Origin of the sequence: Streptosporangium album (genome assembly GCF_014203795.1) — a bacterium.
In the GTDB taxonomy this organism is placed as follows: Bacteria; Actinomycetota; Actinomycetes; order Streptosporangiales; family Streptosporangiaceae; genus Streptosporangium; species Streptosporangium album.
Window position 1 is genome coordinate 976,563 of record NZ_JACHJU010000001.1, and the last position, 26,532, is coordinate 1,003,094.

A 26,532-nucleotide genomic window follows, 5' to 3' on the forward strand; every position below is an offset into this window, starting at 1 on the left:
TCTGCGCTGCCCGGCCTGGGGTCGTTATCGTCCGTGTCCTGGTGATCTCGCCAGGTAATCGTTGTCTTGTCGGCCGGGGGAAGCCATGTCGTCGCCGCTGCTGGAGCGCATCACCATGCGCCTGGTCGCGCTGGGCACGCACGCCGATCGGTTGCGCGAGCAACTGGCCGAGACCGAAGACGAGATGGACCGGCTGCGTGTGGCCGAGCAGGTGGTCAAGGAACTCCTCGCCGACGATCCCGCCGAGCAGCTCAACGCACCCGGCGAGCCCGGCGGTGAGCCGACGCCGTTCTACCAGGTGATGCTCACCCCAGCCCAGGCAGCAGAGCAGGCCTCCCAGGGGATAGAGCTGCGCCCCATACCCGTACCCGTACCCGCGTCCGTGCCCGTGCCCGGCGGTTTGCTGATCCCGCACCGTCACCACGCTGCCGGCACTGATGAGCTGCCCGCCGACTACCAGGCGCTACTGGCCGCGGTACGCGCCGCCGACGGCCCCCTCATCTGCAAGGCGATCTGCGCCCAGCTCAGCCTTTCCACCGAATCGGGGCAGGTCGAAGGCGTGCGGGCCAAGCTGAACCGGCTGGCCGAGCGGGGCTGGCTGCGCAAGACCCCCAGCGGCGCGTTCGCCCCCTGACCTCGGGCGGCCCACTGCGCCCACTGCCGCTTCCCGCAGCCCCTGGCCAGGCCCTGCCCGGGTGAAACATCCCGAGCGTGTCCCCGGCGGGGGCCTGGCGGCGTGTGACCACAACCAAAACCACGACATCGACAACGTCGAAGGCTTCGACGTCCGCCGAAGACACGCCCTCGCCTGTCTACTCCTGCATGCTGCCGCTGTCCACCCAAACCCTCACCTTCCTGGCCGACCTGCTGCGCGCTCATCTCAAGACCATCGGCTCGCGCTGGCGGAAACTGCCCGCCGGGAAGATCGCCACCATCGTGCTGGCCGTCTTACGCCATGACCAGCGCCTGGCCGACATGGCCGGCGCCAACAACGTCTCGGCCTCCACCGTGCGACGCTGGATGCTGGAGACCGTCGAACTGCTCGCCGCCCGCGCACCCCGCCTGGACCGCGCCCTGAAGAAGATCGCCAAAGCCGGTGGTGAGGTCGTCCTGCTGGATGGCACCCTGATCCGCACCCGCCGCCGCACCGGAGCCGACAACCGCAGGAACTACTCGGGCAAGCACAAGGCCCACGGGCTGCTCGTGGTGGCGCTCACCGACACCCGCGGCAACCTGCTGTGGGTCTCCGCCGTCCGGCCTGGTCGCGCATCGGAGATCACCACCGCCCGGCACAACCGCCTCACCGCCCGCCTGCGCAAGGCCGGGCTGGGCGCTATCGCCGACCTCGGCTTCGTCGGCCTGGACGACGATGACGACAATCCGGTCATCATCACCGGCCGCAAAGCCACCCGCGGCAGGCCCCTCACCCCCGCGCAAAAGCAGGTCAACCGGCTCATCAGCGCCGAACGCGCCCCCGTCGAGCACGGCTTCGCCACGTTGAAGGCCTGGCGCATCCTCACCAAGCTCCGCCTGGACGCCATCCACGTCACCAAGCTGCTCCGCGCGCTGATGGTCCTGGCCATCACCGAACACACCCGCTGACCGATGATCACCCACCATGATCAGTACCCACCACCAGCCAGAGCATGCCCTCAACGGATCACACCAGGCCCCTGACCAGCAACTTCAAGTTGGAACGATCTCATTGACGAGCATCATGGGGAAGCGATGGCCCGCCAAGGTGTCGGGCCGTACCTCCGCCTCGTCCCCCTGAATCTCGACCTGTCAGGAGCGCCCCTCCCCCGATGTGAAGACATCATGCCGAGATCCTTTTCCTCACCAGAGGCGCCTGCCGGTCAGGACCCGGCGGGACCTCTGAATGTTTCATGCGCCGTATCCCTTTAACGCCTTTCTGACCTGCACAGATGCCTTATGGCCCACCATAGGGAAAGCCTGCCGTTTACACCCCGGTAACAGCGACCTAGAGTTCGTTTCGCGTGAGCGCCTCACCGCCATTGATCAGTAATTCGTCATCCTCCGAAAGGGAGGGTAGTTCTGTGAGTAAATGGCGAAGTATCGCTGTCGCCGCCGCGGTCGCGCTCATGTCCACCCTGCTCGCCGTCGTTCTCGTGCCCGGCCCGGCCTCAGCGCACGGCGCCATGATGGTGCCGGGCAGCCGCACCTACTTCTGCTGGCAGGACGGCCTGTCGTCGACGGGGCAGATCATCCCCATCAACCCCGCCTGCCAGGCGGCGGTGGACCAGAGCGGGGCCAACTCGCTGTACAACTGGTTCAGCGTCCTGCGGTCCGACGGCGCCGGGCGGACCTCGGGGTTCATCCCCGACGGCCAGGCGTGCAGCGGCGGCAACCCCGGATACAGCGGGTTCGACCTGCCGAACGCCGACTGGCCGGTAACCCACCTGACCTCCGGATCTCAGATCCAGTTCAAGTACAACAAGTGGGCCGCCCATCCCGGCTGGTTCTACCTCTACATCACCAAGGACGGGTGGAACCCCAACCGGGCACTCACCTGGGGCGACCTTGAGTCGCAGCCCTTCCACACCGCCGATCACCCGGACAGCGTCGGCTCCCCGGGCACCAACGACGCCAACTACTACTGGAACGCCACGCTGCCCTCGGGCAAGTCCGGCCGCCACATCGTCTACTCGGTCTGGAAGCGGTCCGACAGCACCGAGACCTTCTACAACTGCTCCGACGTCGTCTTCGACGGCGGCAAGGGAGAGGTGACCGGCGTCGGCCGGCCGGGGCCGACGCCCACCCCGACGCCCACCCCCACGGTGACGCCGACGGGGACACCAACCCCCACTCCGACGCCCACTCCGGGCGGGAGCGGGTGCACCGCCACCTACCGGACCGTCAACTCCTGGCAGGGCGGGTTCCAGGCCGAGGTGACCGTGGCCAACCCCGGTACCTCCAGCCTCAACGGCTGGACGGTGAAGTGGACGCTCGGCAGCGGCAGCAGCATCACCAGCCTGTGGAACGGCACGTACACCGCCTCAGGATCCGCCGTCACCGCCAAGAACGCCGACTGGAACCGGACCGTGGCGCCCAATGGCTCGACCACATTCGGATTCACCGGCGGGGGGACCAGCGGTTCTCCCGCCCTCACCTGCACCAGCCCCTGAAAGGGGCCGGGTCCCGGCCGGCCTTCACCCAGATCACCTGTGGCTGAGGAGAGCCTGTCGGCCTTGCTTGCCGTAGCGCTGCTTGAAGCGCTCCACGCGACCGGCGGTGTCGAGCACCCTGCCGCGGCCGGTGTAGAAGGGGTGACTCGCGGACGAGACGTCGACGTCGACCACCGGGTAGACGTTGCCGTCCTCCCACTCGACGGTCTTGTCACCGGTCACGGTCGAACGGGTGAGGAAGGCGAAGTCCGCACTCGGGTCGCGGAAGACGACCGGGCGGTAACCGGGGTGGATTGCCTGCTTCATGGTTATCGGTCCTCTCGGAACGGGACGTGCTCGCGGATGATCGGGTCGTACTTGGTGAGCGTGAGCCGGTCAGGGTCGTTCCGCCGGTTCTTGCGGGTCACGTAGGTGTAGCCGGTGCCCGCGGTCGACCGAAGCTTGATCACGGGGCGTAGCTCGTTTTTGGCCATCTCTGGCTCCTCCCGGGTTGGCGGACCATGCGACGAGGACGATAACCATTTCCATTCCTGCGGCATTCCCGCCCGGAGGACCCGTCTTCACTCCCCCGGTGTCTTCCCCGTCACGGGTCGCCCGGCATGCCCGTATCCGCGACATCCCTCCGCTTCAAGGTCGCAGGATGAGACGTCCCCGTACCCCGCCCGACTCGATCCGCCGATGGGCGTCCGCGGCCGCGGGTAGAGACGGTCGGCGGGCACGACGGCGAACCCCGCGAACGATCCCTGTCGGCCGCCATGGCCGAGACTGTTGCACCAGACCCGGTCACCGGGCCGGAAGGGCGACTCTGGCGAGCCGGTGAGGCGTACGGCGCCGGCCAGATCCCGGCCGACCACGAACGGGAAAGGGGTCGGGGTGGGATAGCTCCCCGACCGGACCAGCGTGTCCACCGGGTTGACCGTGAGGACTTCGACCTCGACCAGCACCTCGCCGGGGCCCGGAACGGGGACCGGAAGCTCGCCGAATGTGATCGACTCCGGTCCGCCCAGCGCGGTGACGTAGGCCGCCGGCATGACCTCGGGAAGTTGCGACTGGACACCCTTCATCACGACGACCAGTGTGGCAAGCGCCCGGATGTGCCGGGAAACCGACCTGCCGCCCCGTGAAGGCCCGGCCGTACGGCATCGCCTTCCAGCCGGAACGGATCGACGCGCTCCACCTCCGCGCCCTGTGCGGCCGTTGAACGCGGTGGCACCTATCCGGCCGGGCCCATTGCTTCTCCTCTCACCCCTAAATAAACCGATTGAACCGTTTAATACCGAACTGCTAGACAGCTGTTCGATCCTGTAAGTCATCAACCGGACGGAGCGAATTCTTGCTGGCGGGAAAACTCATGCGACTGCGACCGATGGAGCCGTCCGAAGCGGAATCCCTGTGGCGGTGGAACAGCGACCCCGAAGTCATGCGCTGGATGAACGACGGCTACCCGCAGACACTCGCCCAGGTCGTCGAGCGCTGCGAGGGACGCGCGACCAACTCCTACGACAACGTCCTCCTTGGGATCGAGACACTGGACGAGGGCCGGCTCATCGGGCTCGTCCGGCTGGGCGACACCCAGCCGGAGATCGGCAACGCGGAGCTCGACATCTACATCGGCGAGAAGGAGTTCTGGGGTAAGGGCTACGCCACCGACGCCACCCGGGAGATCTGCCGGTACGGCTTCGACAAGATGCGGCTGCACTCGATCACGCTCTGGGCCGTCGCCGAGAACACCGGGGCGATCCGGGTCTACGAGAAGGTCGGCTTCGTCAAGGACGGCAGGCGGCGCGACGCGTTCCGCCGTGACGGCGAGTGGCACGACATGTTCCTCATGACCCTGCTGGAGGGCGAACTGCTGGACTGAGCCCCCTCGCCGAGCGGAGAAGGCGCATTATCAGCGGGTGAGGACGCTGGTGTGTCCAGCGGTTTCATAAGCCGCTCCGAGCAGGTTCTTGCTCCGCAACCATGCGGTCTTCTTCCCGATCGACCAGGTGTCGTCGAAGGTCCACCGCTGGCCGCCGTTGCCGGTGCAGCAGAAGGTCGCCACCGACTGCTCGTCATGCTTGACGGTGCATCCCGGCACGCCGGCCACCAGGTTGGCGTAGCCGCAGGCGGCACGCCCGCCGGCATGCCGTAGCCGCCCGTCGAATTCAACGATGACGTCACCTAGGGTTGCAATGACGTCAAAATGACGTCATAGTGATGCGTATGGACGTCACGCCCTTCGTCGAGAATCTCCGCCGCGCGCTGGCCGCGTCGGCGGCGGTCGCCGACGCCGAGACCCGGGCCGCCGTGGAGAACCTCACGACGGCACTGGACTCCGCTGTCAGGCTCACTCTCATCGACGCGCTCTCCGCCGCCGCCGACGAGGTCACCCGGGAGCTCGCACCGGGCTCCGTCGAGGTGCGGATCCGCAGTCGCGAGCTTGAGTTCGTGGTGACTCCGCCACCGGCGGACGCCTTCACCTCGCCGGGCCCGCCCCCGCCTCCCGCTCCCCCCGCTCCCCCCGAGCCGCCCCTGCCTCCCGGTGACGCGGGCACCGCACGCGTCACGCTGCGGCTGCCCGAGCCGCTGAAGGCCCAGATCGAGGAGGCCGCCGGCGTGGAGGGCGTCTCCGTCAACGCCTGGCTGGTCAGGGCGGTCTCGACGGCCCTGACCGAGACCCCGCGTGAGCCCCGCGGACCCCGCGCGCCCGTCATCGGAAAGCGCATCAGCGGCTGGGTCCGCTGACCCCCACAACCTCAAGACCCCCGCAACCCCCTGAAGGAGATCTCGCCGTGCCCGCATTCCCGACCTCAGGCCCCGTCACCCTCCACGTGAAGTTCCCCGCAGGCGATCTCGACATCACGGCCACACAGCGCGAGGACGCCGTGGTCGAGGTACGGCCCGCCAACCCGTCCAGATCCGCCGACGTCCAACTCGCCGCCGACACCCGGGTCGAATACGTCAACGGCACCATCCACGTCGAGACGCCCGAGCGCCCTCTGTCGATGGGCCGCAGCCCCAGGCTGGAGGTCCTCATCGGCCTGCCGGAGGGGTCACGGGTCGACTTCAAGACCGCCTCGGCCGACGCCCGGATGGCCGGGCCACTGGGCGAGGTCTCCGTCAGGACGGCCTCCGGCGACACGCGGATCAGCCATTGCGCCACACTTGACGTCAATACGGCCAGTGGTGACGTCATCTGCGACGTCACCGGGGGTGACGTCCGCCTGAAGTCCTCGTCCGGAGACATCCGCCTGCGCGAGGTGTACGGCAAGGCGGAGATCGTCACCGCCTCGGGCGACCTCGACCTCGGCGTGGTCGGCGGCGGCGCCACCGTCAAGTCGGCCTCCGGGAATGTCCGGATCGGCGGAGCCGGCGAGTCCGTCCAGGTGAAGGGCGCGTCGGCCGATGTCACCGTCGAGTCGATCACCGCCGGAGCCGTCTCGGTGACCACCGCCTCGGGCGACGTCAGGATCGGTGTCGCCGCGGGCACCAGCGCGTGGCTCGACGTCTCCTCGCTCTCCGGCAGGGTCGCCTCCTCCCTCGAACAGAGCGATCGGCCCGCCGACGACGGAGCGAAGGCGGAGATCCACGTTCGGACCCTGTCCGGCGACATCTCCATCATCCGCGCACACGCATAGAACACTCACAGAGGGAAGGTTCACCATGAACGACCTGCAGACCTACACCTGGTGCCGGCAGCGGCACGCCGAGTTGATCGCCGAGGCCGAGGTCTGGCGCGGGCTGCCGAAGCGTCCCGGTGTCACCCGCCGCTGGGCGGCCCAGGCCCTCCACGGGCTCGCCGACCGGATCAGCCCGGCACCCACCGGCGGATACGGCTCCCGCCCCACCCCCCGCAGGCCGACGACCGCCTGAACCCGGTGTCCGTCAAGCGGCCGTCGTCCCCGCATTACTTCGCCGAGGCAACGGACGCGTCGAGCTTTCTGAGCTTGCCCGTCGAAAATCCCCTTCAGCCGCATAACGCCCCCATTCCGCATACGTGAATGGGCGGCATGCGATGGCGCGGGAGGACGCAAAGGGGTCAGGGGCCGGCTCACGTTCCACAGCCGTAAGGTCCGATCGACACCGGCAGCACCGCATGCCAGCCCCAGAAACATACCTTTCCCGCGAATAGCGACTTATGCAATGCTGACCGGCGTGCCCCCTATTTCACAAGTCGCCCTGGGATTTCTCGTCACGTTCATCGCCATCCGCATCAATGGTTTCGACCTTCTCGTCGATGCCGTCGGATGGGCGGCCGTCGCGTCGGGGCTCTCCCGGCTGGAGACGACCGTGGACCGCGGTTTCGCCGGCGCCAAGGTCAGCGCGGTCGTCGCCTGCCTGGTCTCCATCCTCCTCCTCTTCGGGCCCACCCGGGCGGCGCTGATCACGACGGTTTACACCGTCGTCTCCCTGCTCACCGTGTGGCTCATCGCCACGGTGGTCATGCGACGGGCACAGGCTCGCGGCGACATCTCCACCGCACAGACGTTCAACGTCATCCGGCTGACCGAGGCGATCGTCCAGATCCTGGCCGTCGCCGTCCTCGTCGTCGGCGGACCGGGAGGGATCGTGATCATCAGCGGGATCATCGGCTTCGTGGTCTACATCTGGTTCGTCGTCAGCCTCATCCGCCTGAACCGGCTGCCGTACTTCGTCTAGAGCCTGTCCTGCGAATCATCGAGCCAGGTCAGGGCCGCGATGAGCAGGATCCGCACGCGGTAGAGGACGGCGTGTTTGGCGTAGCGCGAGGCGCCGAAAGATCCGAAACGCCTGAAACGCGGAGCATCCACTGATTATGATCATGGACCATGTCAATTTTCCGAACCATAACGGGCCGACGCGCTGCGATCGCACTGGCCACCACCTCGATGCTGTTGGGCGCCGCGGTGCCGCCCGCTCAGGCCACCGACGACAGCGAGGTGGCCGGCTTTTTGCAGAACGTCATGACCGAGCTGCGCTTCGAGCAGGTCCTCGACCTGGCCCCGCCGGGATCCTCACAGGCCCGGACGCTTACTGACGTGGTCGATAAGGATGCGAAGACAGCCAGCGACTATGCCCAGCTGTTCGCGGAGGCCGCCGACCCCAAGCCGATCGTCCAGCAGCCGCAGCTCGACGTGACGGTGCTGGAGCTGGACTGGCGGGGCCGGCCGGTGTCGTCAGGCACGGTGCTGATGAGCCCGCAGTATCCGCGCGGGATCGTCGTGCCGGTGGACGAGAACTTCCACACGGACCAAGTGCGATGGCGGCAGTGGGACGACGCCGGATGGTACGCCAACCAGGGCAAGGGAACCGTCGACGTGGTGCCGGGACGGGAGAACGCGCCAATCGACTTCATGCTCCCCTACCCGGCCTCCGTCCTGAAGCTGATGGTCAACTTCGGGGTGCTGCGGCTGGTGGACAAGGGTGAGATCAAGCTCGAGGACACCTATGACTACCAGCCCACGACGATCAGCTCGCTGTGCGGTGGCCCGACCAGCAACACCATCGGCGCCTACATGGACGCCTCGATCACCTCCTCGTCCAACAGCGCGTCTTGCGCGCTGGTGAAGCTGCTGCACGATCGCGGTGCGGTGGACGAGCTCAACAAGACCTTCCAGGACCTGGGCCTGGAGACCATGCAGCTGAAGAACACCAACCCGGCCAACGGCGGCCGCTGGTCCAACCCGGTCACGATGAGCTCGCTGGACACGGCCAAGCTGCTCGCGCTGGTCAACGGCGTACTGGGCGAGGCGTGGACCGCCCCCGACGGCAAGCCGGTCACCGGCGACGTGCTGAGCCTCGCCTCCCGCCAGGTGTTCAAGAAGCTGCTCGGTGAGCAGGGCTTCAACGACATGCTCTCCACCGCCAACCGGTGCGGCAGCGCCTACCCGGCTCCGGGCATCCCGCAGCGGGTGGCGTCGCGGTGGGTGGCCGCCGACGGCACGGTGACCGTCGCGGGCAACAAGTTCGGCCAGGACGTACGGCCCTGCAACCAGCAGGCGCAGGTCACGTTCGCGCACAAGACCGGGTGGGTCGGCAACTCAGGGGCCGACGCGGGCATCGTCAGGTCCCTGCCGGGCAAGAACGGCCGCAACTACGTCGTCGTCGCGTTCACCAACCTCGGCACCCAGTACGTCGACGCCAACCGGCCGGCCACCGCGCCCGGTATCTTCCCGGTCACCTACACCGAGAAGCTGGCCCGGCTGGGCCTGGCGATCGACCGGTACGAGGCGACCTCCTACGGCCGTCGCACCGAGAACTGAGCACCCCCGGCCCGCCGCTCCGGCGGCGGGCCGGGCAACGCCGACCGTCGCGCATGCGGCATCGACTGCGCGGGCCGGCCGCCGCTGTGGGCGTGGACTGGGCCGGATACCCGCGATGACCGGGTGGCGTTGACGGCGGAATTGCTCCTCAACCCTGATGGTCCGGAGGAGTACGGCCGCATCAGAGATCCAAAGGACACTCCATAGGGGCATATCCGGCGGAAAAGCTCAGACGGACGGGTCCCGCGTGAACCGTCCCAGGTGCCGATGAAAACGCTCCGCGCTCTCCTGGCGTGACGTCGCTCTCCATCCGCACGCGGACCGGCCCGCTGTCAGAGCGACGCGGTAGCTTGGTGCCTGCTCACCACGGCTGCCCACCACAGCTGCCCACCACAGAGGAAGAGAGACCGTGACGACGTCTATTCATCAGCGGATCGCCGAAGAGCTGGGGGTGCGCGAGCGGCAGGTGCAGGCGGCCGTGGATCTGCTCGACGGCGGGGCCACCGTGCCGTTCATCGCCCGTTATCGCAAGGAAGCCACCGAGATGCTCGACGACGCGCAGCTGCGCACGCTCGAGGAGCGGCTGCGCTACCTGCGGGAGCTGGAGGAGCGACGGGCCGCGATCCTGGAGTCCATCCGCAGCCAGGGCAAGCTCGACGACGCCCTCCAGGCGCAGATCGCCGCGGCCGACTCCAAGGCCCGGCTGGAGGACATCTACCTTCCCTACAAGCCCAAGCGGCGGACCAAGGCGCAGATCGCCAGGGAAGCGGGGCTCGAGCCGCTCGCCGACGGCCTGCTCGCCGACCCGTCGGTCGACCCCCAGGCCGCCGCGGCCGCCTTCGTCGGCGAGGGGGTGGCCGACGCCGCCGCCGCGCTGGACGGGGCCCGGGCGATCCTGGTCGAGCGGTTCGGCGAGGACGCCGACCTGGTCGGGGAGCTGCGTGAGCGGATGTGGGGCAAGGGGCGCCTGGTAGCGGCGGTCCGCGAGGGCAAGGAGGAGGAGGGCGCCAAGTTCTCCGACTACTTCGACTTCGCCGAGCCGTTCACCAAGCTGCCCTCCCACCGGATCCTGGCGATGTTCCGGGGGGAGAAGGAGGAGATCCTCACCCTCACCCTGGAGCCGGAGCCGGAGCCCACCGGCACCTACGAGGGACGCATCGCCCACCGTTTCGGCATCTCCGACCAGGGACGCCCCGCCGACAGGTGGCTGGCCGACACCGTCCGCTGGGCCTGGCGCACCCGCGTCCTCGTCCATCTCGGCATCGACCTGCGGATGCGCATGTGGCAGGCCGCCGAGGACGAGGCGGTGCGGGTGTTCGCCGCCAACCTGCGCGACCTGCTGCTCGCCGCCCCCGCGGGCAGCCGCGCGACCATGGGCCTCGACCCGGGTCTGCGCACCGGGGTGAAGGTCGCCGTGGTCGACGCGACCGGCAAGGTGCTGGCCACCGACACGATCTACCCCCACGAGCCGCGCCGCCAGTGGGACCAGTCGCTGGCCACCCTGGCCGCGCTGGCCAGGAAGCACGACGTGGAGCTGGTCTCGATCGGCAACGGCACAGCCTCGCGGGAGACCGACAAGCTCGCCGGCGAGCTGGTGAAGCTGGTCCCCGGGCTGACCAAGATCGTGGTGTCCGAGGCCGGGGCGTCGGTCTACTCCGCCTCGGCGTTCGCCTCCCAGGAGCTGCCCGGCATGGACGTGTCGCTGCGCGGCGCCGTGTCGATCGCGCGCCGGCTCCAGGACCCGCTGGCCGAGCTCGTCAAGATCGATCCCAAGTCGATCGGCGTGGGCCAGTATCAGCACGACCTCGCCGAGACCAAGCTGTCGCGCTCGCTCGACGCGGTGGTCGAGGACTGTGTGAACGCCGTCGGAGTAGACGTCAACACCGCCTCGGCACCGCTGTTGACCCGCGTCTCGGGCATCGGCTCCGGCCTGGCCGAGAACATCGTCCTGCACCGCGACACCAACGGCCCGTTCCGCTCCCGCAAGGCGCTCAAGGACGTGGCCAGGCTCGGCCCCAAGGCCTTCGAGCAGTGCGCGGGCTTCCTGCGCATCCCCGGCGGCGACGATCCGCTCGACGCCTCCAGCGTGCACCCGGAGGCCTACCCCGTGGTGCGCCGGATCCTGTCGGCCGCCGGCGGCGACATCAGGAAGGTGATCGGCGACGGCACGGTCCTGAGGACCCTGCGCCCGCAGGACTTCGTGGACGACACCTTCGGTCTGCCGACCGTCACCGACATCCTGTCCGAGCTGGAGAAGCCCGGCCGCGACCCGCGTCCGGCCTTCAAGACCGCGACCTTCAAGGAGGGCGTGGAGAAGCTCTCCGACCTCCAGCCGGGCATGCTGCTGGAGGGAGTGGTCACCAATGTCGCCGCCTTCGGCGCGTTCGTCGACGTCGGTGTGCACCAGGACGGCCTGGTCCACGTCTCGGCCCTGTCGCACACCTTCGTCAAGGACCCCCGCGAGGTGGTGAAGCCCGGTGACATCGTCCGGGTGAAGGTGCTCGACGTCGACATCCCCCGCAAGCGCATCTCCCTCACCCTCCGGCTGGAGGACGAGCCCGCCAAGGGCTCCGGCCGGCGCGACCAGCCGGACGGCGCGCGACGTGACGGCGGCGACGGCAGGCGGGGCGGCCAGCAGGGACGTGCCGGCGACCGGCAACGGCAGGACCGCGGCGGCCAGCAGGGACGCGGCAACGGCCAGCAGCGCAACGCGCCGAGTGGCGCGATGGCCGATGCGCTGCGCCGCGCCGGCCTCGACGGCGGCAATCGCTAGACGCCCCCTTCCGCCGCCGCGTTCAGCGGCGGCGGAGCAGGGCGGAGACAGCCAGGACGAGCAGGACGCCGAGGCCGATCGGGAGCCAGGTTTTCATCGCATGTCATCCTTGCTGAAGCGAGGCTGATACGCGCCGCGTCATAGCTTCGCGGGCGCCGGTTCCGCGTCCTCCCGGTGGTGACGGATCAGCGCGACGGCGACCGAGGCCACCGGAGCGGCCAGGAAGGCTCCGACGATCCCGCCGAGGACGCTGCCCAGCGCAATGATGATCAAGATGACCGCGCTGGGCAGTTCCAGCGCCCTGCCGTAGATCTGTGGCGCGAGCACGTGCCCCTCAAGCTGCTGGATCAGCACGGTGACCGCGACCACGATCAGCGCCACCCCCCACCCCTTGGCCACGAAGGCCACGACCGCCGCCAGCAGACCCGCCGCGAACGCGCCCACGACCGGCAGGAACGCCCCGGCGAACGTCAGCACGGCCAGCGGCAGCGCGATCGGCACGCCCAGGATCCACAGCGCCATGCCGATGAAGAAACCGTCGACCAGGCCGACGACCGCCACCCCGCGGATATAGCGGCCGACGACGTCGAAGACCACGTGACCACTCTCGAGGACGGGCCGCCTGACCCTCCTGGGCATCAGATCCGTGAGCCATCGGACGAGACGGTCACCACCGTGCACGAAGTAGATGGACAGGATCATGGCCAGTACCAGGCCGACCAGCATCTCCCCCACCGTGCGCGCGCCCGCCAGCGCACCGCTGGCGATCTGCCCGCCCCGGCCGCTCAGATACCGCTTCGCCTGGTCGAACAGCTCCGCGGACTTCTCGGTGCTCAGGCCGAAGGAGGTCGCCAGCGACTGCAGGTCGGCGGTCGCCTTGCCGAAACTCTGCCCCAGCTCGGTCACGCCGGCGATCGTGGGCGGTACGAGCAGCGCGACGAACCCCGCGAAGAGGAGGAATCCGCCGAGACACACGACGACGGTGGTGAGCGTCCGCCCCAGCCCGTGTCTTCTGAGCCGGCGGTAGGGCGGCATCAGGAGCGTGGTGATGCCCACCCCGAGGATGATGGGGATGGCCACCGACTGGACCAGATAGAGGACCCACAGAACCACCGCGGCCAGGGCGATGATTCCGAGCAGCCGCCAAGCCGTGTCGCCCGCTCTCCGCAGCGCACCGTCACCCTCGGCCGCTGGGCCGCTCCGCTCCCCCATGCTGAGCCCCTTCCCAGCGTGGATCATCAGCAACCGCTTCGAGCTGTGTGGATAGTCTCGACGGGGTTCTCACTCTCCTGGCGCGCAGCTGGCCGCGGCCATTTCCGGTGCGGGACGCGATGCCCGCGTGCGCCACACCGGCCCGGCCACGCGCTGCGGCTCTCCACTGGGACGGGGAGCGGGGACGGCGATGGGGACGGCGGGGACCGGGCGGCGGCCGGGAGCGCGTCCGGCCGCCAGCACCAGGCCGAGCATGACCAGCACGGCCACCTCGAAGACCACCACCAGCCGCTGGGTGACCCCCGCGGGGATGTCGTCGTTGGTCAGGTCGAAGCCGACCGTCCGCACGACGTACGGCAGGACCACCAGGACCAGGACGCCCAGGGAGGCCATGCTCAGCAGCCGCACCGCCCGGGAGTAGGGGCTGGCGGCGTACCGCCGGGCCAGCATCAGTCCCGCCACCGGCATCGTCAGGAAGGCGACGAACGCCGCATACCTGTGGATGCCACCGGACATCGACAGCGGCACCCCGGGTTCGTCGGTGGGGAAGGCGCCGATCAGCAGCATGCACAGACCCCAGGTCACGACCAGCAGCGCGGCCTTGCGGTCCTCGCCGCGACGGGCGAGCGCGGCCCCGAAGACCGTCGCGCCCACGGCAAAGAACGTGAGCGAGACGGGCAGCAGCCACCCGTCCGGCTCGAACGCGTACTCACTGATCACGGTGTGCACCGGATCAAGGCCCGTGACCACGTGCAGCCCGAGCATCGCCACGGCCCCCGCGCCGATCGCCGCGTGGCCACCCATAATCAACCTGGATCCCGAAGAAGCCTGACTCCCCATGGCTCAACCATGGCGACGGGCGGCTTCCCGGAATACCGGAAATGATCCCCAGTCATCCCTGAGCGATCCCGGAGAGACCCCAGGGCAGGGTAGTGCCGGCCCCCAGGGGATCGGTCCGCCGTCACGGCTGTGAACTGGGTAAAAGCCGTGGATGGTAGAGCCTGCCCCCTCAGGGTCGTGGCTCCGGGGGGACCCCGCTTGACTTCGAGCGCGCTCTAAGGAGCAGGGTTGTGCCCATGGGGATCACCATCCAGGAGGCCTCGCGCACGTCGGGGCTGAGCGCGCACACGCTGCGCTACTACGAGCGCATCGGCCTCATCCACGAGGTGGAGCGGGACGCGGGCGGGCGCCGCAACTACACGACGCCCGATCTGGACTGGCTCGCCTTCCTCATCAGGCTCCGCTCGACCGGCATGCCCATCGCGGCCATGTGCCGCTATGCCGAGCTGCGCAGGCAGGGGCCGGAGACCTTCGCCGAGCGGCGGCGGATGTTGCAGGCCCACCGCGAGCGGGTCAGAGCACAGATCGCGCAGCTCACCGAGGACCTCACGGTCCTCGACTACAAGATTGACTTCTATACCGCGCAGGAGAGCGAATGAACAGGCGTCATCTCGGTCAGGGAGGCCCGGAGGTCTCCGCCATCGGGCTCGGCTGCATGGGAATGTCGGAGTTCTACGGCGTGGCCGACGAGACCGAGTCGATCGCGGTCATCCACCGCGCCCTCGACCTCGGGGTCGATTTCCTCGACACCGCCGACGCGTACGGCCGGGGCCACAATGAGGAGCTGGTCGGGCGGGCCATCTCCGGCCGCAGGGACGAGGTGGTGCTGGCCACCAAGTTCGGCATCATCAGGAGCGACGACCCGGCTTTCCGCGGCGTCGACGGCAGCCCCGCCTACGTGAAGAAGGCGGCCGAAGCCTCGCTGCGGCGGCTGGACGTGGACCACATCGACCTCTACTACCTGCACCGCCGCGACCCGAAGGTGGCCATCGAGGAGACCGTCGGAGCGATGGCCGAGCTGGTGGCCGAAGGCAAGATCGGCCGGATCGGCCTGTCGGAGGTGAGCGCCGAGACGCTGCGGAAGGCGCACGCCACGCATCCGATCTCCGCCCTGCAGAGCGAGTATTCGCTGTTCACCCGGGGGCTGGAGGAGGAGATCCTGCCGACCGCCCGTGAGCTGGGGATCGCGCTGGTGGCCTACTCGCCGATCAGCCGGGGACTGCTCGGTGGCACGATGGCCCCCGCCGGGGAACTGCCCGACGACGACTTCCGCAAGAACATGCCCCGGTTCACCGGCGAGGGCGGAGCCCGGAACGAGGCGCTCGTCGGCGAGGTCCGCAAGATCGCCGAGGAGGTGGGCTGCACCCCGGCCCAGCTCTCCCTGGCCTGGCTGCTGTCCCGGGGGGAGGATGTCATCCCGATCCCGGGCACCAAGCGGCTGCGCTACCTGGAGGAGAACACGGCGGCGGCCGGCATCACGCTGACCCCCGGCCAGCTCGCCGCGCTCGAAGCCGCGGTCCCGGCCGGGTCCGTCGTGGGCGAGCGCTACCCGGACATGTCGTCCATCGAGCGCTGAACCGCGCACAGCCGTACCGCGCGCCGTACCCGCGCCTCTGCCGGGTACGGCGCACGGGCCGCTCTCCCGCCGGGCACGGCCCGGCAGGCCGCCTCACAGCCGGAAAAGTCACAAAAAATATGGAACCGGCAGATAAGCGGGCGATAAGGATTCTGTAACCCTAAGGCAACCTCAGATGGTTACCCTGCCGTCACATGCACAGTAAGAAGCTCGCCATCGTCGGCGTGGCCACCCTGGCGGCCCTGGCCGTCCCGGCAGTGGCGTATGCCTCCCCCGACACGTCGGTGACGGTGACCGTGATGGGTACCTCGGACCTGCACGGCAACACTCTGAACTGGGACTACTTCAAGAACAGCGCGTTCACCGACAGCAAGGGCAACGTCGTCGGCCTGGCCAAGGTCTCGACGCTGGTGAACAAGATCCGCACCGAGCGCGGAGCCGACCGGACCCTGCTGTTCGACTCCGGCGACACCATCCAGGGCACGCCACTGGCCTACTACTACGCCAAGATGGAGCCGATCAACGAGACGGGCAAGCTCCACCCGATGGCCCGCGCGATGAACGCCATCGGATACGACGCGGTGACCCTGGGCAACCACGAGTTCAACTACGGGCTGCCGTTGCTGGCCACGTGGGTGAAGCAGATGAAGGCCCCGGTGCTCGGCGCCAACGCCGTCAACGCCGGGACGGGCCTGCCCGCCTACCAGCCGTTCACCATCAAGACGATGCGGATCAAGGGCGAGAAGCCCGTCCGGGTCGGCGTGCTCGGCCTGACCAACCCGGGTGTGGCGATCTGGGACAAGGCCAACGTCGAAGGCAAGCTCCGCTTCACCGACCTGGTCAAGAGCGCCAAGAAGTGGGTGCCGGTCATCCGCGGCCTGGGCGCGGACGTGGTCGTGGTCACCGCGCACGCGGGCGACAGCGGGATGTCCTCCTACGGCGGCGACCTGCCCGTCGAGAACGCCTCGGCCATGGTCGCCGAGGAGGTGCCGGGCGTGGACGCGGTGCTGTTCGGTCACGCGCACAACGAGGTGGCCCAGAGGTTCGTCACCAACAAGGCCACCGGCAAGCAGGTGCTGCTCACCGAACCCGGCAAGTGGGGCCAGCGGCTGAGCGTGATGGACTTCCAGCTCACCAAGAAGCGCGGCGAGTGGGCGGTCACCGGCGCGTCCTCCAGCACGCTGAACACCAACACGGTGGCCGAGGACCCGAAGATCGTCGCGCTCATGAAGGAGCAGCACGACACCACGGTCAAGTACGTCAACACGGTGGTGGCCCAGTCCAAGGAGGAGCTGCTCGCGGCCGAGTCGCCCTACAAGGACACTCCGATCCTGGACTACATCCAGAAGGTCCAGACCGAGACGGTGAAGAAGTCCCTGGAGGGTACGGCGGACGCCGGGCTGCCGGTGCTGTCGATCGCCGCGCCGTTCAGCAGGACCGCGACCTTCCCGGCCGGACCGGTGAGCGTGCGTGACATGGCGGGCCTGTACATCTACGACAACACGCTGATGGCGGTGAAGCTCACCGGCGCCCAGCTCAAGGACTACCTGGAGTACTCGGCGAGGTACTACAACCAGCTCGCGCCGGACGCCCCGGTCGACCTGGCCGCGCTGACCAACGCGGGCGGCACCCCCGACTACAACTACGACCAGCTCTCCGGCGTCACCTACGACGTGGACGTCGCCAAGCCGGCCGGCCAGCGGATCGCCGCCCTGTCCTACCAGGGGCAGCCGGTCGCCGCCGACCAGCAGTTCGTGGTCGCGATCAACAACTACCGCCAGTCGGGCGGCGGTGGCTTCCCGCACGTCACGACCGCCCCGGTGGTCTACAACGCGCAGGTGGAGATCCGCCAGGCGCTGATCGACTACGCCACGGCGACCGGGACCATCGACCCGGCCGGGTTCGCCGAGGCCGGCTGGAAGCTGACCCGCGACGGCAAGCCGCTCTTCTGACGTTCGGCCGCATCAGCGGCGATCAGCATCGCCGAGCGGTCCGCGGACCGCTCGGCGATGCCTACCGCGCACGCGCCAGTGATCTTCCGGCGAGCCCGCCCGGTGCGGTCACCGGTGAGGTTTCGGAACGGCCTTAATGATCTTCGCCGCTTCCGCCGGCGTGATGGTCCTCGAGGTGACCAGGCGGGCCGTCGCCTTCGCCACCTGGACGACCAACTCGGCCCCCGAGTACTTCTCGTCCTCGATCACATCCTCGATCGTGCACCCGTCAGGCCGGTACCGGTTGGTCACCCCGCTGTCGTTGCCCTTGACGACGACGGTGGCCGACAGGTCGGAGCGCCAGAGCGCGGTGGACTGGACACCGAAGTCGGTGACCGTGCCGGGGGTGGTGACGCCTCGCCTCAGCCCAGGCGGGAGGCGAGGATCCCGGCGCGGGCGAGCTGCACCTCGCGGGCCTTCTTCGCCGCGTAGCCCAGCAACGGGCCGTTCCACGCGTGCACCACGAGCGTGTCCTCGACCTCGGTCCCGCCGTCCTTCTCGTCGAGCACGAACCGGTAGTCCAGCCGCACCCCGCCGGGGCTGTCCACCTCTCCCTCCACGGTCAGCGGCGTGCTGCGCAGCGTCACCTTGATCAGGTTGTCGTATCTGACCAGTCCGAAGAACCTGAAGCGCTCAACCGAGGTGTAGCGGGTCTCCTCCCCGTCCTGCCGGATGTCCCTGACCGCGACGACCAGCGGGGAGAGCCCCACATAGCTCTGCGGCTGGCTCAGGTGCGCGCGGAGCGCCGCCGGAGTGTTACGGACGTGAAAGGTATGACGAAGCGTGGCCTTTGGCACCGTTCTGCCCCCGTATGAAGATTTTTACTGGGAGACACTAACGGGTTCGGCCATGTACCACCGGGCATGTTGCTCACCTCGTGTGAGGGAATCGAGCCGGCGGGGCAGCTCACGGCGGGAGAAGGGATCGGCCCCGGCGTTGCGGATGTGGATGCCCACCGCGTACATGTCCCGGACCTCCATGAGGGTGGAGTAGCCCGGCCAGGAGCGCAGGTCGCTGCCGTAGGCGTCGGCGAAGGCGTCCACGTCGGCGGCGGTCAGGCCGAAGCGGCGCTGACCGTGGTAGGTGTGGACCAGGTCCCACTCGCGGGGACCGACCGCGACGCCGTCCCAGTCGCAGAGCACCACATGTCCGTCGGCGCAGCGCAGCAGGTTGTCGATCCAGGCGTCACCGTGCAGCAGCACCGGGGAGCCGTCCACGTCGAGGTCCGACCAGCGCTCGGTCAGCTCGGCGATGCGGTCGCGCAGCCAGGCCCGCTGGCAGGTGGTGAGCACCGCGGAGCGGTCCACCGCACGGCGTATCTCGGCCAGTGGGTCGGCGAATCGGTTCAGCGCCACCGGCGGCACCGGCAGCAGGTGCAGGCTCCGCAGGATCTCGCCCAGCTCGGTGGTGGTGGGACGGCCGCTGGCCGGGACGTAGTGCCAGAAGGTCACGACCCTGCCGTCGTGGACCACGGGCTGGTCGGAGATCTCGTCGGCCGGGCGCACCGCGGGGAATCCCTGCTCGGCCAGCCAGCGGGCCACCGCGAGCACCATCGGCAGGCGGGTCAGCGCGTTGGGCGCGGTGGCGATCCTCACCACGATCTCGCTGCGCAGCTTGAAGACCGCGTTGCTGCGCACCCGCAACAGCTCGGCGTCCCGATGGTCGATCCCGAGGTCCTCGCAGACTTCACGCAGAACCGTGAAGGCCTCCTCCGCGAGCGATCCCATCAGCTGGCCGGCGTGGCGTCGGCGAGCAGCTCGGCCAGGCGGCGCACCGCCACCGACCTGTGCCGGGCGGGCGGCACCTCCGACAGCAGCGCCCGGGCCCGGTTGAGCACGATGGAGGTGCGATGCTCCGGCGGCACCTGGAGCAGGGCCTTCTCCGCCAGGTGGCAGGCGTCATCGACCTTGCCGTCACGGATCAGGTGCGTGGCCTGGTCGAGCAGGATGAGCACCGGGTCGATGGCGTAGGGGCCGGAGGGGCCGGGAGTCCAGTCGACCTCCTCCCCCAGCTCGATCAGGGTGCCGATCCGGTAGAACTGCAACCGCCGCTCCGAGAAGCGGAACGCCAGATGGTCGTGGCCCTCCGGCGGCATCCTGGAGAAGATCCGCTCAGCCTCGGCCAGCGCGACCCTGGCCGCCTTGTGCTCGCCCAACCTCGCCAGCGCCCGCGCCTCCGCCGCCGCACCGAGTGCCGCCGGCGAGCTGGGCGCGCTCCCGGCGAGCATCCGGGCCTCGCGGGCGAGCCGTACGGTCTCGGCCAGGTCGCCGTAGTAGTAGGGGAGCATCGCCTCCTGCGCCCGGACCAGGGCGCGCAACCGCAGGTCGCCCATGTCGTCGGAGGCGATGCGCGCGGTGCCGTACCAGGCGTGCGCCTGACGGGTGTCACCGAGCTTCATCAGCGCGTCGGCCGACAGCAGGGCGAGCATCACGGTGGCGTTGAGCAGGCGGCGCTGGGCCATCGCGGGCTGCCGGGTCGCCGACAGCGTCCGCACATCCGACAGCTCCAGCATCAGCCGGTAGAGCATCGGCAGGGGGGCGCTGGTGATGTACTCGCGGCGATAGCGCAGCACCTGCTCGTCGAGCCGGTCGAGCTGGTCCTCGGAGACGGTGGCCAGGGCGAGCGTGCGGTCCAGGTCCTGACGGGTCCGCTCGACCTCGGCGAGCAGCCGCCCGCTCATCGCGGACCGCGAACCGAGCAGCGCGTGGTGGAACAGCGCACGGCGCTCGATGTCGTCGTCGATCCGGTCCTCCGCCTGGTACGGCGAGCGGCCGTCGACGCCGGAGACGACCACGACCCTGGTCCCGCCGTCGTCCTCGCAGTAGTCGCCGGCGAGGCCGAGCCGTACCGCGTTGGCCCGGTAGAGCCGGGCCAGCAGCTCGATGGTCTGCGGGCGGGGCCTGGCGCGGTTGTTCTCCCACGCGTTGAGCAGATCGATGCTGGCCCGCGCCGCACCCAACTCCTGGCGCTCGCACAGCTCCTCCAGCTCCTGGACGGACTGCCTGGCCGACCATCCCCGTGCCAGCCGGTGCGCCTTGAGCAGGCTCACCCCGCAGCAGCCGTGAATGGCCTGTGTGGTCTGCCAGAGCGTCCACTGACGGGCCTCGGCCTGTCCCCGCCAGCGTCGCGCGCACGCGGGGGAATGCTCACCTCGGGCCACACTGCCCTCCCGTCGCTGTTTACACAAGATTAATGAGAGCGCACCACAGCGTAAGCGTGCCTGTGCATTGCATTCCCTTTAATCGCGAGTTATCCACGGAACATCGGTGACTTTCCGGTCTATTCCACTGATCCCGCCCCCGTCTGACCGGAGGCCGATTGCCTGACCTGCCACGAAACCTCACTCTGCAGAGAGAAAGCATCGTCGTCCGCCAGGAGCAAGCCGGATGAGGACAGACCACGGCGACGCCGCCGATCACCTGCGACGGTTGGCCGCCCAACTGGAGGCGCACTCCTTCCAGGTACGCCTGAAAGCGCCCGCGGGGCTGTTCCCGCGTCTACACGTGATCAACCCGATGGTCCCGGCCATGACAGAGGACGTCCTCGCCGCCCACGAGGCGGACGGCGAATGGTGGTTCTGGCTGTCGTGGGCCGGCCGTATCGGACATGCCGAAGATGTCGCCACAGCTGCGGAACGTGTGGCTAGTGTGCTTCATGTGATACGCAGATAGGTGATTCTTGGGCTTCACATGGGTAACACCCGATGATCAAGCCCTTGAAAGGAGCAGGACCGTGAAAAGGATTCAGGTCATTCAACGTCCGCGTCCACCGCGTGAGCCTGCGCCGCTCGACCTGCGGAGCCCGTCCGGCAGGCACCTGCCTTTCTGACGGCTCCGGCAGCCGGGAAAAGGCCGTCCGCGGAACGCCGGCCGGCTCCTGCCCCGCGTGCGCGGACCCCGCAAGTCCACGCGGTAAGAGCTCGTCAAGCGTTCTGCAGGTGCCCCGGGCGACCTTTTACCCATGACCGATGCCCCGTTCCCCGTCAGTGTCAGCGTGGTGGTCCCCGCACTGAACGAAGCCGCCAACCTTCCCCACGTCTTCGCGACCCTGCCCGCCTGGATCGACGAGGTCATCCTCGTCGACGGCAACTCCGTCGACGACACGGTCGCCGTCGCCGGCGCCCTCCGTCCCGGTCTGCGCGTCGTCACCCAGACCCGCAGAGGCAAGGGCAACGCCCTCACCGAGGGATTCGCCGCGGCCACCGGCGACATCATCGTCATGATCGACGCCGACGGGTCCACCGACGGCCGGGAGATCATCGCCTTCGTGACCGCACTGATCGAGGGCGCCGACTTCGCCAAGGGCTCCCGCTACGCCCCCGGAGGCGGATCCGACGACCTCAGCCCGATCCGCTCGCTCGGCAACAAGGCGCTCACCCTGGTGACCAACCGGCTGTACGGCACGCGCTACACCGACCTCTGCTACGGCTACAACGCCTTCTGGGCCCGTCACCTCGACGCCATGGCCCTCGACTGCGACGGCTTCGAGATCGAGACCCTGATGAACGTCCGCGCCGCCCAGGCCGGACTCGTGATCCGCGAGGTCCCCAGTCACGAGCGCAGCCGCATCCACGGCGCCAGCAACCTGCACGCCGTGCGGGACGGCCTGCGGGTGCTCCGGACCATCCTGCGCGAGCGCACCCGCCGCACGGACCGGCCCGTCGCGGTTCTCCAGGAACCCGCAACGGCCTGATCGGGGCGGACCCGCCCCGTCCCCGGCCCGCCGAGTTCACGTCCAGGGAGATGGTGTGCGGGTGATCTAGGCCTGGCGTTGGCACGGGTGAGATCCATGTGACAAGAGACGGCCACTCCGTAATCCTTCGATTCGCTCATATCAACACGAAGGGGACGAAGTGGCCGTCAATGACATTGTGCCCGCTGCCGGGGAGTACTTGGAAGACACCCTGGCCGCGGCGAGTCCGGACCTGCTGCGCACGATGATCCGGGAGTTCGCGCAGCGGATGATGGATGCCGAGGTCGAGCAGCTGTGCGGCGCCGGCTACGGCGAGATCAGCAGCGAGCGGGTCAACACCCGCAACGGCTACCGTACGCGGCCGTGGGACACCCGGGCCGGGAGCATCGAACTGGCCGTGCCCCGGCTACGACAGGGCTCCTACTTCCCGGACTTCCTGCTGGACAAGCGACGCCGGGCCGAGCGGGCGCTCACCTCGGTGGTGGCGACTTCCTACCTGCTCGGGGTGTCGACGCGGCGGGTGGAGAAGCTGGCCGAGGCGATGGGCATCACCTCGTTGTCGAAGTCGCAGGTCTCGGCGATGGCCGCCGAACTCGACGGCATGGTGGAGCAGTTCCGGTCCCGGCCGCTGGACGCCGGCCCGTACACCTTCGTCTGGATCGATGCCCTCACGCAGAAGGTCCGCGAAGGCGGCCGGACGGTGACCGTGCACGCCCTGGTCGCCACCGGTGTCAACGCCGACGGCCTGCGCGAGATCCTCGGCCTGGACGTCGTCTCCAGCGAGGACGGCGCGGGTTGGCTGGCGTTCCTGCGCGGCCTGGTCGCCCGCGGCCTGTCCGGCGTGCTGATGGTGACCTCCGACTGCCACGCCGGGCTGCGCGACGCGATCGCCTCCACTTTGCCGGGCGCATCCTGGCAGAGGTGTCGAACCCACTACGCGCGAAACTTGATCACGCGCGTTCCGAAGTCGGCCCAGCCATGGGTGGCCACCATGCTGCGCACCATCTTCGAGCAGCCTGACGCCGAGTCGGTCTATGCCCAGCATCGTCATGTCGTGCAGGTACTGGAGGCCAAGTACCCGAAGGCGGCCGAGCATCTGGACGAGGCCCGCGAGGACATCTTGGCCTTCGCCGCCTTCCCCAAAGCCGTCTGGCGTCAGACGTGGAGCAACAACCCTCAGGAGCGCCTGAACAAGGAGATCAGGAGGCGGACCGACGTCGTCGGTATCTTCCCCAACCGCGACTCGATCGTCCGGCTCGTCGGCGCGGTACTGGCCGAGCAGAACGACGAGTGGACCGAACAGCGCCGCTATATGGGGCTGGAGGTCCTCGCCGAGTGTCGCAAGAACACCGATTCACCCGATTCTAAAAATAAGACAAACGATGCTAAAGTGACTATTGAGGCGATTGCTTCCTAATAGTCACCGATTACGGGTGGCCTTCTCAAACACCACCTCCCTGGACGCGGCCCCCGCCGAACAGTTCGATCGCGTCTCTGGCCACCGCCGACAGGAACTGCGCACCGGTCACCGGAGTGGCCCAGCCCTTTCCGCACGACGGTGAGATCACCGGAACGGGCGGCGGCTCCGCGGCGAATCCGTTCAGGACGGTGAGCGCCGACCCCCCGCCGAGCGCAGCGGGCTCCGATTCGAGAACCCCTCGCGCCTCCGCGGAAAGCTCCGCAGCAGAGGCACGCTCGGCCAGGTAGCGGACCGCGGCGCGCAGGCCGCCTGGCCTACGACCGCTTTCTCGCCGAGAGGCCGGTCAGCGTGTCGCAGTGGGGCGTGGTGACCGGCCGGGAGGCGATGTCGTCCAGGTCGATGGACACCACCAGCGGCTCCGCCCCGGGCAGCCATCCTCACCCCAGCCGGCCGAGAACACGTGGAACTCGCCAGTCCGCTGGTCACCTGACACAGGTCCCCCCGACTCCCAGGAATTGACGTACGGGACGGGGCGGCTGGGTCAGATCCGGTCCTGATCCGATGCCGGGTCACCGAGCCATCGGTCGAACCACTCGCGAGTACGCCGGAGTAGATCGAGCTGGTGATTGCGCTCCCTGATCGAGTGTCCCTCTCGCGGGTAGACGACGAACTCGTGCTCGACGCCGAAATGACACAGCGCGCGATGGAAGAACGTCGCCTGGCCGAGCGGCACATTCGTGTCGTTCTCACCGTGCAGGATCAGAACCGGGGTGCGGACCTTCGAGGCGAACGAGATCGGGCTGAGCTGGTCGTGGCGGTGCGGGCCGGGCCCCTCCCAGCCGCGACTGCCGCTGAGCCCTGCCTCCAGGGCTCCCAGTTCGCCGGTCGCGGCCTGCATTCCCCAGTCGCTGATCCCGGCGCCCATCAGTGCGGCCTTGAACCGGTCGGTCTGCCCGATCGCCCACGCGGCCATGAATCCACCGTGGCTCCATCCGCCGATTCCGAGCCGATCCGGATCCGCGACCCCGTCGGCGATCAGCAGGTCGATCCCGCTGACGATGTCGGTCCATTCGTCAAGGCCGACCTTGCCCGCGACCGCCGCCGCGAACTCATAGCCATGTCCCTGGCCACCCCGCGGGTTGGGCAGGAAGACCGCATATCCCGCGGTCGCGAGCCACTGCCCCGGAGGGAACGAGCCGGCGTTGAACTCGTCGGCGTGCCGGTCATAGGGGCCGCCGTGCACCAGGGTGATGAGCGGGAACGGGCCGTCCTGTCGGCGCTTGCCTGCCGGCAGGATCAAGAGCCCGTCGAGGTCGAGCCCGTCGCCGGCCTTGTAGGAGAGACGTTCCTGGGTTCCCCACCTGATCCGGCGCAGATTCGGCCTGATGTCGCTGAGCCGGACCAGCCGACCACCGGGAGGTCCGGCATGAACGTCCTTCGGCTCGTAGGCCGTGCTCGCCAGCGCGGCGACCACCTCACCCGAGCGGCTCACCGTCAGCGAATCGACACGGCCGTCCCGCGTGGACACATGCCGGAAGCGCTGCAGGCCGGGGTCGAGCCGGTAGATCGCGGTGTCGAGTCCGTCGGCGAACAGCGCCAGGGGCGCACCGTCGGCGACCTGCACCAGGTGGGTCGGGCAGACGGTCATACCTGCGGTCAGGTTGCGATGCTCTCCTGCAGCACCGGCTGCGGGCACGGTGACATCGAAAACGGCGAAGCCGTCGACCGAAGCAGGAGGGGGCATCGCCAGGTAGGCCACACGCCAGGCGTCGTGGACGCTCCACCAGGCCGGAGAGCACGCCTCCAACTCGATCCGGCCGAGATCGTGGACCGCGCCGGTCCCGGGATCGACCACATGCAACTCGGCGGTGAACGTGCCGGGATCGATCTCCGGGCAGGCCCAGCTGATGACCGCCAAAGGTCCGCCATCCGGCCGCTGGACCACTTCGACGACGTGCCTGTCGCCGAGTCCGTCCACCACGCGCAGCTCGTGCGTGCCGAGATCGAACAGGCGCAACCGGCTGCAGGGCACCCGCTCTCCCCACACCATCGCGTCGTCGCGCTCGGTCTGCCGGCGCTCGTCCTCCTGGCTCGGCTCATCCGCGGCGATCAGGGCGACCACCTCGCCATCGGCGAGCGGCCAATGGTCCACGATCCCGCCTCGCCAGGTGGTCAGGGCCTCGGACTCACTGCTGTCGAGTCGTATCCGGTGCAGTTGGCGGTCCGACCGGAAGAAGATCGACGCCGAGTCCGGCGCCCACCGCGGGACGCCCTCGCATGCCGTACCGGAGGTCAACTCCCTGGGAGGTGAGCTTCCATCAGCGGCGGCGACCCACAATGCGCTGACCGGGCGCCGGCTCCGGCCGATCGAGGCCACCACGTAGGCAACCCAGACGCCGTCCGGGGAGATCACCGGAGATCGCGGCACAGCGCTGTCCACGATCAGCTCAGCGGTCAACTCCGGTGCGTTCTCACTCATGCAGTGTGCCCTTCCATTCCGTCATCAGGGGTACCCGCGCATCCTGCCGTAGCGGGATACAGGATGTCGTGGCCACTTCAACTGGCACTGGCCACTGCTTTGGCCACATCGGCCGGCAATTGGCCAGGTCCCGTGTCACCTGACACGCGGATGAAGAATTGCGAAGGTAACCGCTGCGC

The 26,532-nt window shown here is 68.7% G+C and carries 29 protein-coding genes; 16 read left to right on the plus strand and 13 right to left on the minus strand.

Annotation, left to right across the window (positions count from 1 at the left end):
- Positions 1 to 85 precede the first annotated feature (85 nt).
- The 3 genes from FHR32_RS04560 to FHR32_RS04570 all read left to right on the plus strand — a co-directional run bounded on the left by FHR32_RS04560 (position 86) and on the right by FHR32_RS04570 (position 3,146).
- Positions 86 to 634 carry a hypothetical protein gene (locus FHR32_RS04560; RefSeq protein WP_184753076.1) on the plus strand — a complete coding sequence of 183 codons (549 nt, stop codon included), beginning with the start codon at positions 86 to 88 and terminating at the stop codon, positions 632 to 634.
- Between the two features lie 188 nt (positions 635 to 822).
- On the plus strand, positions 823 to 1,602 hold the full coding sequence (locus FHR32_RS04565; RefSeq protein ID WP_184753144.1) for a transposase family protein: 780 nt from the start codon (positions 823 to 825) through the stop codon (positions 1,600 to 1,602).
- Between the two features lie 455 nt (positions 1,603 to 2,057).
- Positions 2,058 to 3,146, plus strand: a complete 1,089-nt coding sequence (locus FHR32_RS04570; protein WP_184753145.1) for a lytic polysaccharide monooxygenase auxiliary activity family 9 protein — start codon at positions 2,058 to 2,060, stop codon at positions 3,144 to 3,146.
- Positions 3,147 to 3,179: 33 nt separating this feature from the next.
- Here FHR32_RS04570 and FHR32_RS04575 read toward each other — a convergent pair whose 3' ends face one another.
- The 3 genes from FHR32_RS04575 to FHR32_RS04585 form a co-directional block, all read right to left on the minus strand.
- Positions 3,180 to 3,452, minus strand: a complete 273-nt coding sequence (locus FHR32_RS04575; RefSeq protein WP_184753146.1) for a type B 50S ribosomal protein L31 — start codon at positions 3,450 to 3,452, stop codon at positions 3,180 to 3,182.
- Between the two features lie 2 nt (positions 3,453 to 3,454).
- The gene (gene rpmG, locus FHR32_RS04580) at positions 3,455 to 3,619 is read right to left on the minus strand and encodes a 50S ribosomal protein L33 (RefSeq protein ID WP_184753147.1); all 165 of its coding nucleotides are present in this window, start codon (positions 3,617 to 3,619) and stop codon (positions 3,455 to 3,457) included.
- An 87-nt stretch (positions 3,620 to 3,706) separates the two neighbouring features.
- Complete coding sequence (locus tag FHR32_RS04585; protein WP_246466517.1) at positions 3,707 to 4,210, minus strand: alcohol dehydrogenase catalytic domain-containing protein; 504 nt, start codon at positions 4,208 to 4,210, stop codon at positions 3,707 to 3,709.
- 287 nt (positions 4,211 to 4,497) lie between these two features.
- Between FHR32_RS04585 and FHR32_RS04590 the strand changes: the two genes are divergently transcribed.
- Complete coding sequence (locus FHR32_RS04590) at positions 4,498 to 5,007, plus strand: GNAT family N-acetyltransferase (protein ID WP_246465971.1); 510 nt, start codon at positions 4,498 to 4,500, stop codon at positions 5,005 to 5,007.
- A gap of 30 nt (positions 5,008 to 5,037) precedes the next feature.
- On the opposite strand, the gene FHR32_RS04595 is transcribed toward FHR32_RS04590, so the two are convergent.
- A complete protein-coding gene (locus tag FHR32_RS04595) occupies positions 5,038 to 5,226 on the minus strand; it encodes a hypothetical protein (protein WP_221465260.1) in 189 nt (62 codons plus the stop codon).
- A 125-nt stretch (positions 5,227 to 5,351) separates the two neighbouring features.
- On the opposite strand from FHR32_RS04595, the gene FHR32_RS04600 reads away from it, so the two are divergent.
- From FHR32_RS04600 to FHR32_RS04615, 4 genes are all read left to right on the plus strand, one after another.
- Positions 5,352 to 5,873 carry a hypothetical protein gene (locus FHR32_RS04600; RefSeq protein ID WP_246465974.1) on the plus strand — a complete coding sequence of 174 codons (522 nt, stop codon included), beginning with the start codon at positions 5,352 to 5,354 and terminating at the stop codon, positions 5,871 to 5,873.
- Between the two features lie 47 nt (positions 5,874 to 5,920).
- Positions 5,921 to 6,766 carry a DUF4097 family beta strand repeat-containing protein gene (locus FHR32_RS04605; protein WP_184753150.1) on the plus strand — a complete coding sequence of 282 codons (846 nt, stop codon included), beginning with the start codon at positions 5,921 to 5,923 and terminating at the stop codon, positions 6,764 to 6,766.
- A 25-nt stretch (positions 6,767 to 6,791) separates the two neighbouring features.
- Positions 6,792 to 7,001 carry a hypothetical protein gene (locus FHR32_RS04610; RefSeq protein ID WP_184753151.1) on the plus strand — a complete coding sequence of 70 codons (210 nt, stop codon included), beginning with the start codon at positions 6,792 to 6,794 and terminating at the stop codon, positions 6,999 to 7,001.
- A gap of 282 nt (positions 7,002 to 7,283) precedes the next feature.
- Positions 7,284 to 7,787, plus strand: coding sequence for a hypothetical protein (locus FHR32_RS04615; protein WP_184753152.1), 504 nt, complete (start codon positions 7,284 to 7,286; stop codon positions 7,785 to 7,787).
- Here FHR32_RS04615 and FHR32_RS45735 read toward each other — a convergent pair.
- The gene (locus FHR32_RS45735) at positions 7,784 to 7,918 is read right to left on the minus strand and encodes a hypothetical protein (RefSeq protein WP_281390831.1); all 135 of its coding nucleotides are present in this window, start codon (positions 7,916 to 7,918) and stop codon (positions 7,784 to 7,786) included. The genes FHR32_RS04615 and FHR32_RS45735 overlap by 4 nt on opposite strands.
- A gap of 18 nt (positions 7,919 to 7,936) precedes the next feature.
- Here FHR32_RS45735 and FHR32_RS04620 point away from each other — a divergent pair, with 18 nt between their 5' ends.
- Positions 7,937 to 9,370: a serine hydrolase gene (locus tag FHR32_RS04620; protein ID WP_184753153.1), complete on the plus strand. Its 1,434-nt coding sequence runs from the start codon at positions 7,937 to 7,939 to the stop codon at positions 9,368 to 9,370.
- Positions 9,371 to 9,779: 409 nt separating this feature from the next.
- Complete coding sequence (locus tag FHR32_RS04625; protein WP_184753154.1) at positions 9,780 to 12,143, plus strand: Tex family protein; 2,364 nt, start codon at positions 9,780 to 9,782, stop codon at positions 12,141 to 12,143.
- A gap of 138 nt (positions 12,144 to 12,281) precedes the next feature.
- Here FHR32_RS04625 and FHR32_RS04630 read toward each other — a convergent pair whose 3' ends face one another.
- A complete protein-coding gene (locus FHR32_RS04630; protein ID WP_184753155.1) occupies positions 12,282 to 13,355 on the minus strand; it encodes an AI-2E family transporter in 1,074 nt (357 codons plus the stop codon).
- Between the two features lie 69 nt (positions 13,356 to 13,424).
- Positions 13,425 to 14,159, minus strand: a complete 735-nt coding sequence (locus tag FHR32_RS04635; RefSeq protein ID WP_184753156.1) for a DUF998 domain-containing protein — start codon at positions 14,157 to 14,159, stop codon at positions 13,425 to 13,427.
- Between the two features lie 272 nt (positions 14,160 to 14,431).
- On the opposite strand from FHR32_RS04635, the gene FHR32_RS04640 reads away from it, so the two are divergent.
- The 3 genes from FHR32_RS04640 to FHR32_RS04650 all read left to right on the plus strand — a co-directional run bounded on the left by FHR32_RS04640 (position 14,432) and on the right by FHR32_RS04650 (position 17,723).
- Positions 14,432 to 14,794 (plus strand): MerR family transcriptional regulator, encoded by a 363-nt coding sequence (locus tag FHR32_RS04640; RefSeq protein ID WP_184756358.1) that lies wholly within the window; start codon positions 14,432 to 14,434, stop codon positions 14,792 to 14,794.
- On the plus strand, positions 14,791 to 15,771 hold the full coding sequence (locus FHR32_RS04645; protein ID WP_184753157.1) for an aldo/keto reductase: 981 nt from the start codon (positions 14,791 to 14,793) through the stop codon (positions 15,769 to 15,771). Before FHR32_RS04640 ends, FHR32_RS04645 begins: the two co-directional genes overlap by 4 nt.
- A gap of 194 nt (positions 15,772 to 15,965) precedes the next feature.
- Positions 15,966 to 17,723 carry a bifunctional metallophosphatase/5'-nucleotidase gene (locus FHR32_RS04650; RefSeq protein WP_184753158.1) on the plus strand — a complete coding sequence of 586 codons (1,758 nt, stop codon included), beginning with the start codon at positions 15,966 to 15,968 and terminating at the stop codon, positions 17,721 to 17,723.
- A gap of 108 nt (positions 17,724 to 17,831) precedes the next feature.
- Here FHR32_RS04650 and FHR32_RS04655 read toward each other — a convergent pair whose 3' ends face one another.
- Genes FHR32_RS04655 through FHR32_RS04670 form a run of 4 tightly spaced genes read right to left on the minus strand, consistent with a single transcriptional unit; the run spans position 17,832 to position 20,922 of the window.
- Positions 17,832 to 18,215 carry a hypothetical protein gene (locus tag FHR32_RS04655; RefSeq protein ID WP_184756674.1) on the minus strand — a complete coding sequence of 128 codons (384 nt, stop codon included), beginning with the start codon at positions 18,213 to 18,215 and terminating at the stop codon, positions 17,832 to 17,834.
- Entirely contained in the window at positions 18,125 to 18,559 is a 435-nt protein-coding gene (locus FHR32_RS04660) for an SRPBCC family protein (RefSeq protein ID WP_184753159.1), read from the minus strand. Before FHR32_RS04660 ends, FHR32_RS04655 begins: the two co-directional genes overlap by 91 nt.
- Before the next feature lie 24 nt (positions 18,560 to 18,583).
- Positions 18,584 to 19,489, minus strand: a complete 906-nt coding sequence (locus FHR32_RS04665) for a phosphotransferase enzyme family protein (RefSeq protein ID WP_246465976.1) — start codon at positions 19,487 to 19,489, stop codon at positions 18,584 to 18,586.
- Positions 19,489 to 20,922 carry a helix-turn-helix domain-containing protein gene (locus tag FHR32_RS04670; RefSeq protein ID WP_184753160.1) on the minus strand — a complete coding sequence of 478 codons (1,434 nt, stop codon included), beginning with the start codon at positions 20,920 to 20,922 and terminating at the stop codon, positions 19,489 to 19,491. The genes FHR32_RS04665 and FHR32_RS04670 overlap by 1 nt, the downstream gene beginning before the upstream one ends.
- A 226-nt stretch (positions 20,923 to 21,148) precedes the next feature.
- On the opposite strand from FHR32_RS04670, the gene FHR32_RS04675 reads away from it, so the two are divergent.
- From FHR32_RS04675 to FHR32_RS04685, 3 genes are all read left to right on the plus strand, one after another.
- Positions 21,149 to 21,433 carry a hypothetical protein gene (locus FHR32_RS04675; RefSeq protein ID WP_184753161.1) on the plus strand — a complete coding sequence of 95 codons (285 nt, stop codon included), beginning with the start codon at positions 21,149 to 21,151 and terminating at the stop codon, positions 21,431 to 21,433.
- A 289-nt stretch (positions 21,434 to 21,722) separates the two neighbouring features.
- Complete coding sequence (locus FHR32_RS04680; protein WP_184753162.1) at positions 21,723 to 22,454, plus strand: glycosyltransferase family 2 protein; 732 nt, start codon at positions 21,723 to 21,725, stop codon at positions 22,452 to 22,454.
- 160 nt (positions 22,455 to 22,614) lie between these two features.
- Positions 22,615 to 23,871: an IS256 family transposase gene (locus FHR32_RS04685; protein ID WP_184753163.1), complete on the plus strand. Its 1,257-nt coding sequence runs from the start codon at positions 22,615 to 22,617 to the stop codon at positions 23,869 to 23,871.
- A gap of 25 nt (positions 23,872 to 23,896) precedes the next feature.
- On the opposite strand, the gene FHR32_RS47145 is transcribed toward FHR32_RS04685, so the two are convergent.
- Entirely contained in the window at positions 23,897 to 24,178 is a 282-nt protein-coding gene (locus FHR32_RS47145; protein ID WP_184756360.1) for an ABATE domain-containing protein, read from the minus strand.
- A 237-nt stretch (positions 24,179 to 24,415) separates the two neighbouring features.
- Positions 24,416 to 26,353, minus strand: coding sequence for a S9 family peptidase (locus tag FHR32_RS04695; protein WP_184753164.1), 1,938 nt, complete (start codon positions 26,351 to 26,353; stop codon positions 24,416 to 24,418).
- Positions 26,354 to 26,532: the final 179 nt, after the last annotated feature.

What these genes read in the sequence shown, in the direction of transcription:
- FHR32_RS04680 (WP_184753162.1), top strand. Translation starts at nt 21,723, where the DNA reads ATGACCGATGCCCCGTTCCCCGTCAGTGTCAGCGTGGTGGTCCCCGCA.
- FHR32_RS04645 (WP_184753157.1), top strand. Translation starts at nt 14,791, where the DNA reads ATGAACAGGCGTCATCTCGGTCAGGGAGGCCCGGAGGTCTCCGCCATC.
- FHR32_RS04560 (WP_184753076.1), top strand. Translation starts at nt 86, where the DNA reads ATGTCGTCGCCGCTGCTGGAGCGCATCACCATGCGCCTGGTCGCGCTG.
- FHR32_RS04630 (WP_184753155.1), bottom strand. Translation starts at nt 13,355, where the DNA reads ATGGGGGAGCGGAGCGGCCCAGCGGCCGAGGGTGACGGTGCGCTGCGG.
- FHR32_RS04695 (WP_184753164.1), bottom strand. Translation starts at nt 26,353, where the DNA reads ATGAGTGAGAACGCACCGGAGTTGACCGCTGAGCTGATCGTGGACAGC.
- rpmG (WP_184753147.1), bottom strand. Translation starts at nt 3,619, where the DNA reads ATGGCCAAAAACGAGCTACGCCCCGTGATCAAGCTTCGGTCGACCGCG.
- FHR32_RS04620 (WP_184753153.1), top strand. Translation starts at nt 7,937, where the DNA reads ATGTCAATTTTCCGAACCATAACGGGCCGACGCGCTGCGATCGCACTG.
- FHR32_RS04675 (WP_184753161.1), top strand. Translation starts at nt 21,149, where the DNA reads ATGAGGACAGACCACGGCGACGCCGCCGATCACCTGCGACGGTTGGCC.
- FHR32_RS04575 (WP_184753146.1), bottom strand. Translation starts at nt 3,452, where the DNA reads ATGAAGCAGGCAATCCACCCCGGTTACCGCCCGGTCGTCTTCCGCGAC.
- FHR32_RS04635 (WP_184753156.1), bottom strand. Translation starts at nt 14,159, where the DNA reads ATGGGTGGCCACGCGGCGATCGGCGCGGGGGCCGTGGCGATGCTCGGG.
- FHR32_RS04590 (WP_246465971.1), top strand. Translation starts at nt 4,498, where the DNA reads ATGCGACTGCGACCGATGGAGCCGTCCGAAGCGGAATCCCTGTGGCGG.
- FHR32_RS04600 (WP_246465974.1), top strand. Translation starts at nt 5,352, where the DNA reads ATGGACGTCACGCCCTTCGTCGAGAATCTCCGCCGCGCGCTGGCCGCG.
- FHR32_RS04565 (WP_184753144.1), top strand. Translation starts at nt 823, where the DNA reads ATGCTGCCGCTGTCCACCCAAACCCTCACCTTCCTGGCCGACCTGCTG.
- FHR32_RS04640 (WP_184756358.1), top strand. Translation starts at nt 14,432, where the DNA reads ATGGGGATCACCATCCAGGAGGCCTCGCGCACGTCGGGGCTGAGCGCG.
- FHR32_RS04665 (WP_246465976.1), bottom strand. Translation starts at nt 19,489, where the DNA reads ATGGGATCGCTCGCGGAGGAGGCCTTCACGGTTCTGCGTGAAGTCTGC.
- FHR32_RS04610 (WP_184753151.1), top strand. Translation starts at nt 6,792, where the DNA reads ATGAACGACCTGCAGACCTACACCTGGTGCCGGCAGCGGCACGCCGAG.
- FHR32_RS04585 (WP_246466517.1), bottom strand. Translation starts at nt 4,210, where the DNA reads ATGAAGGGTGTCCAGTCGCAACTTCCCGAGGTCATGCCGGCGGCCTAC.
- FHR32_RS04650 (WP_184753158.1), top strand. Translation starts at nt 15,966, where the DNA reads ATGCACAGTAAGAAGCTCGCCATCGTCGGCGTGGCCACCCTGGCGGCC.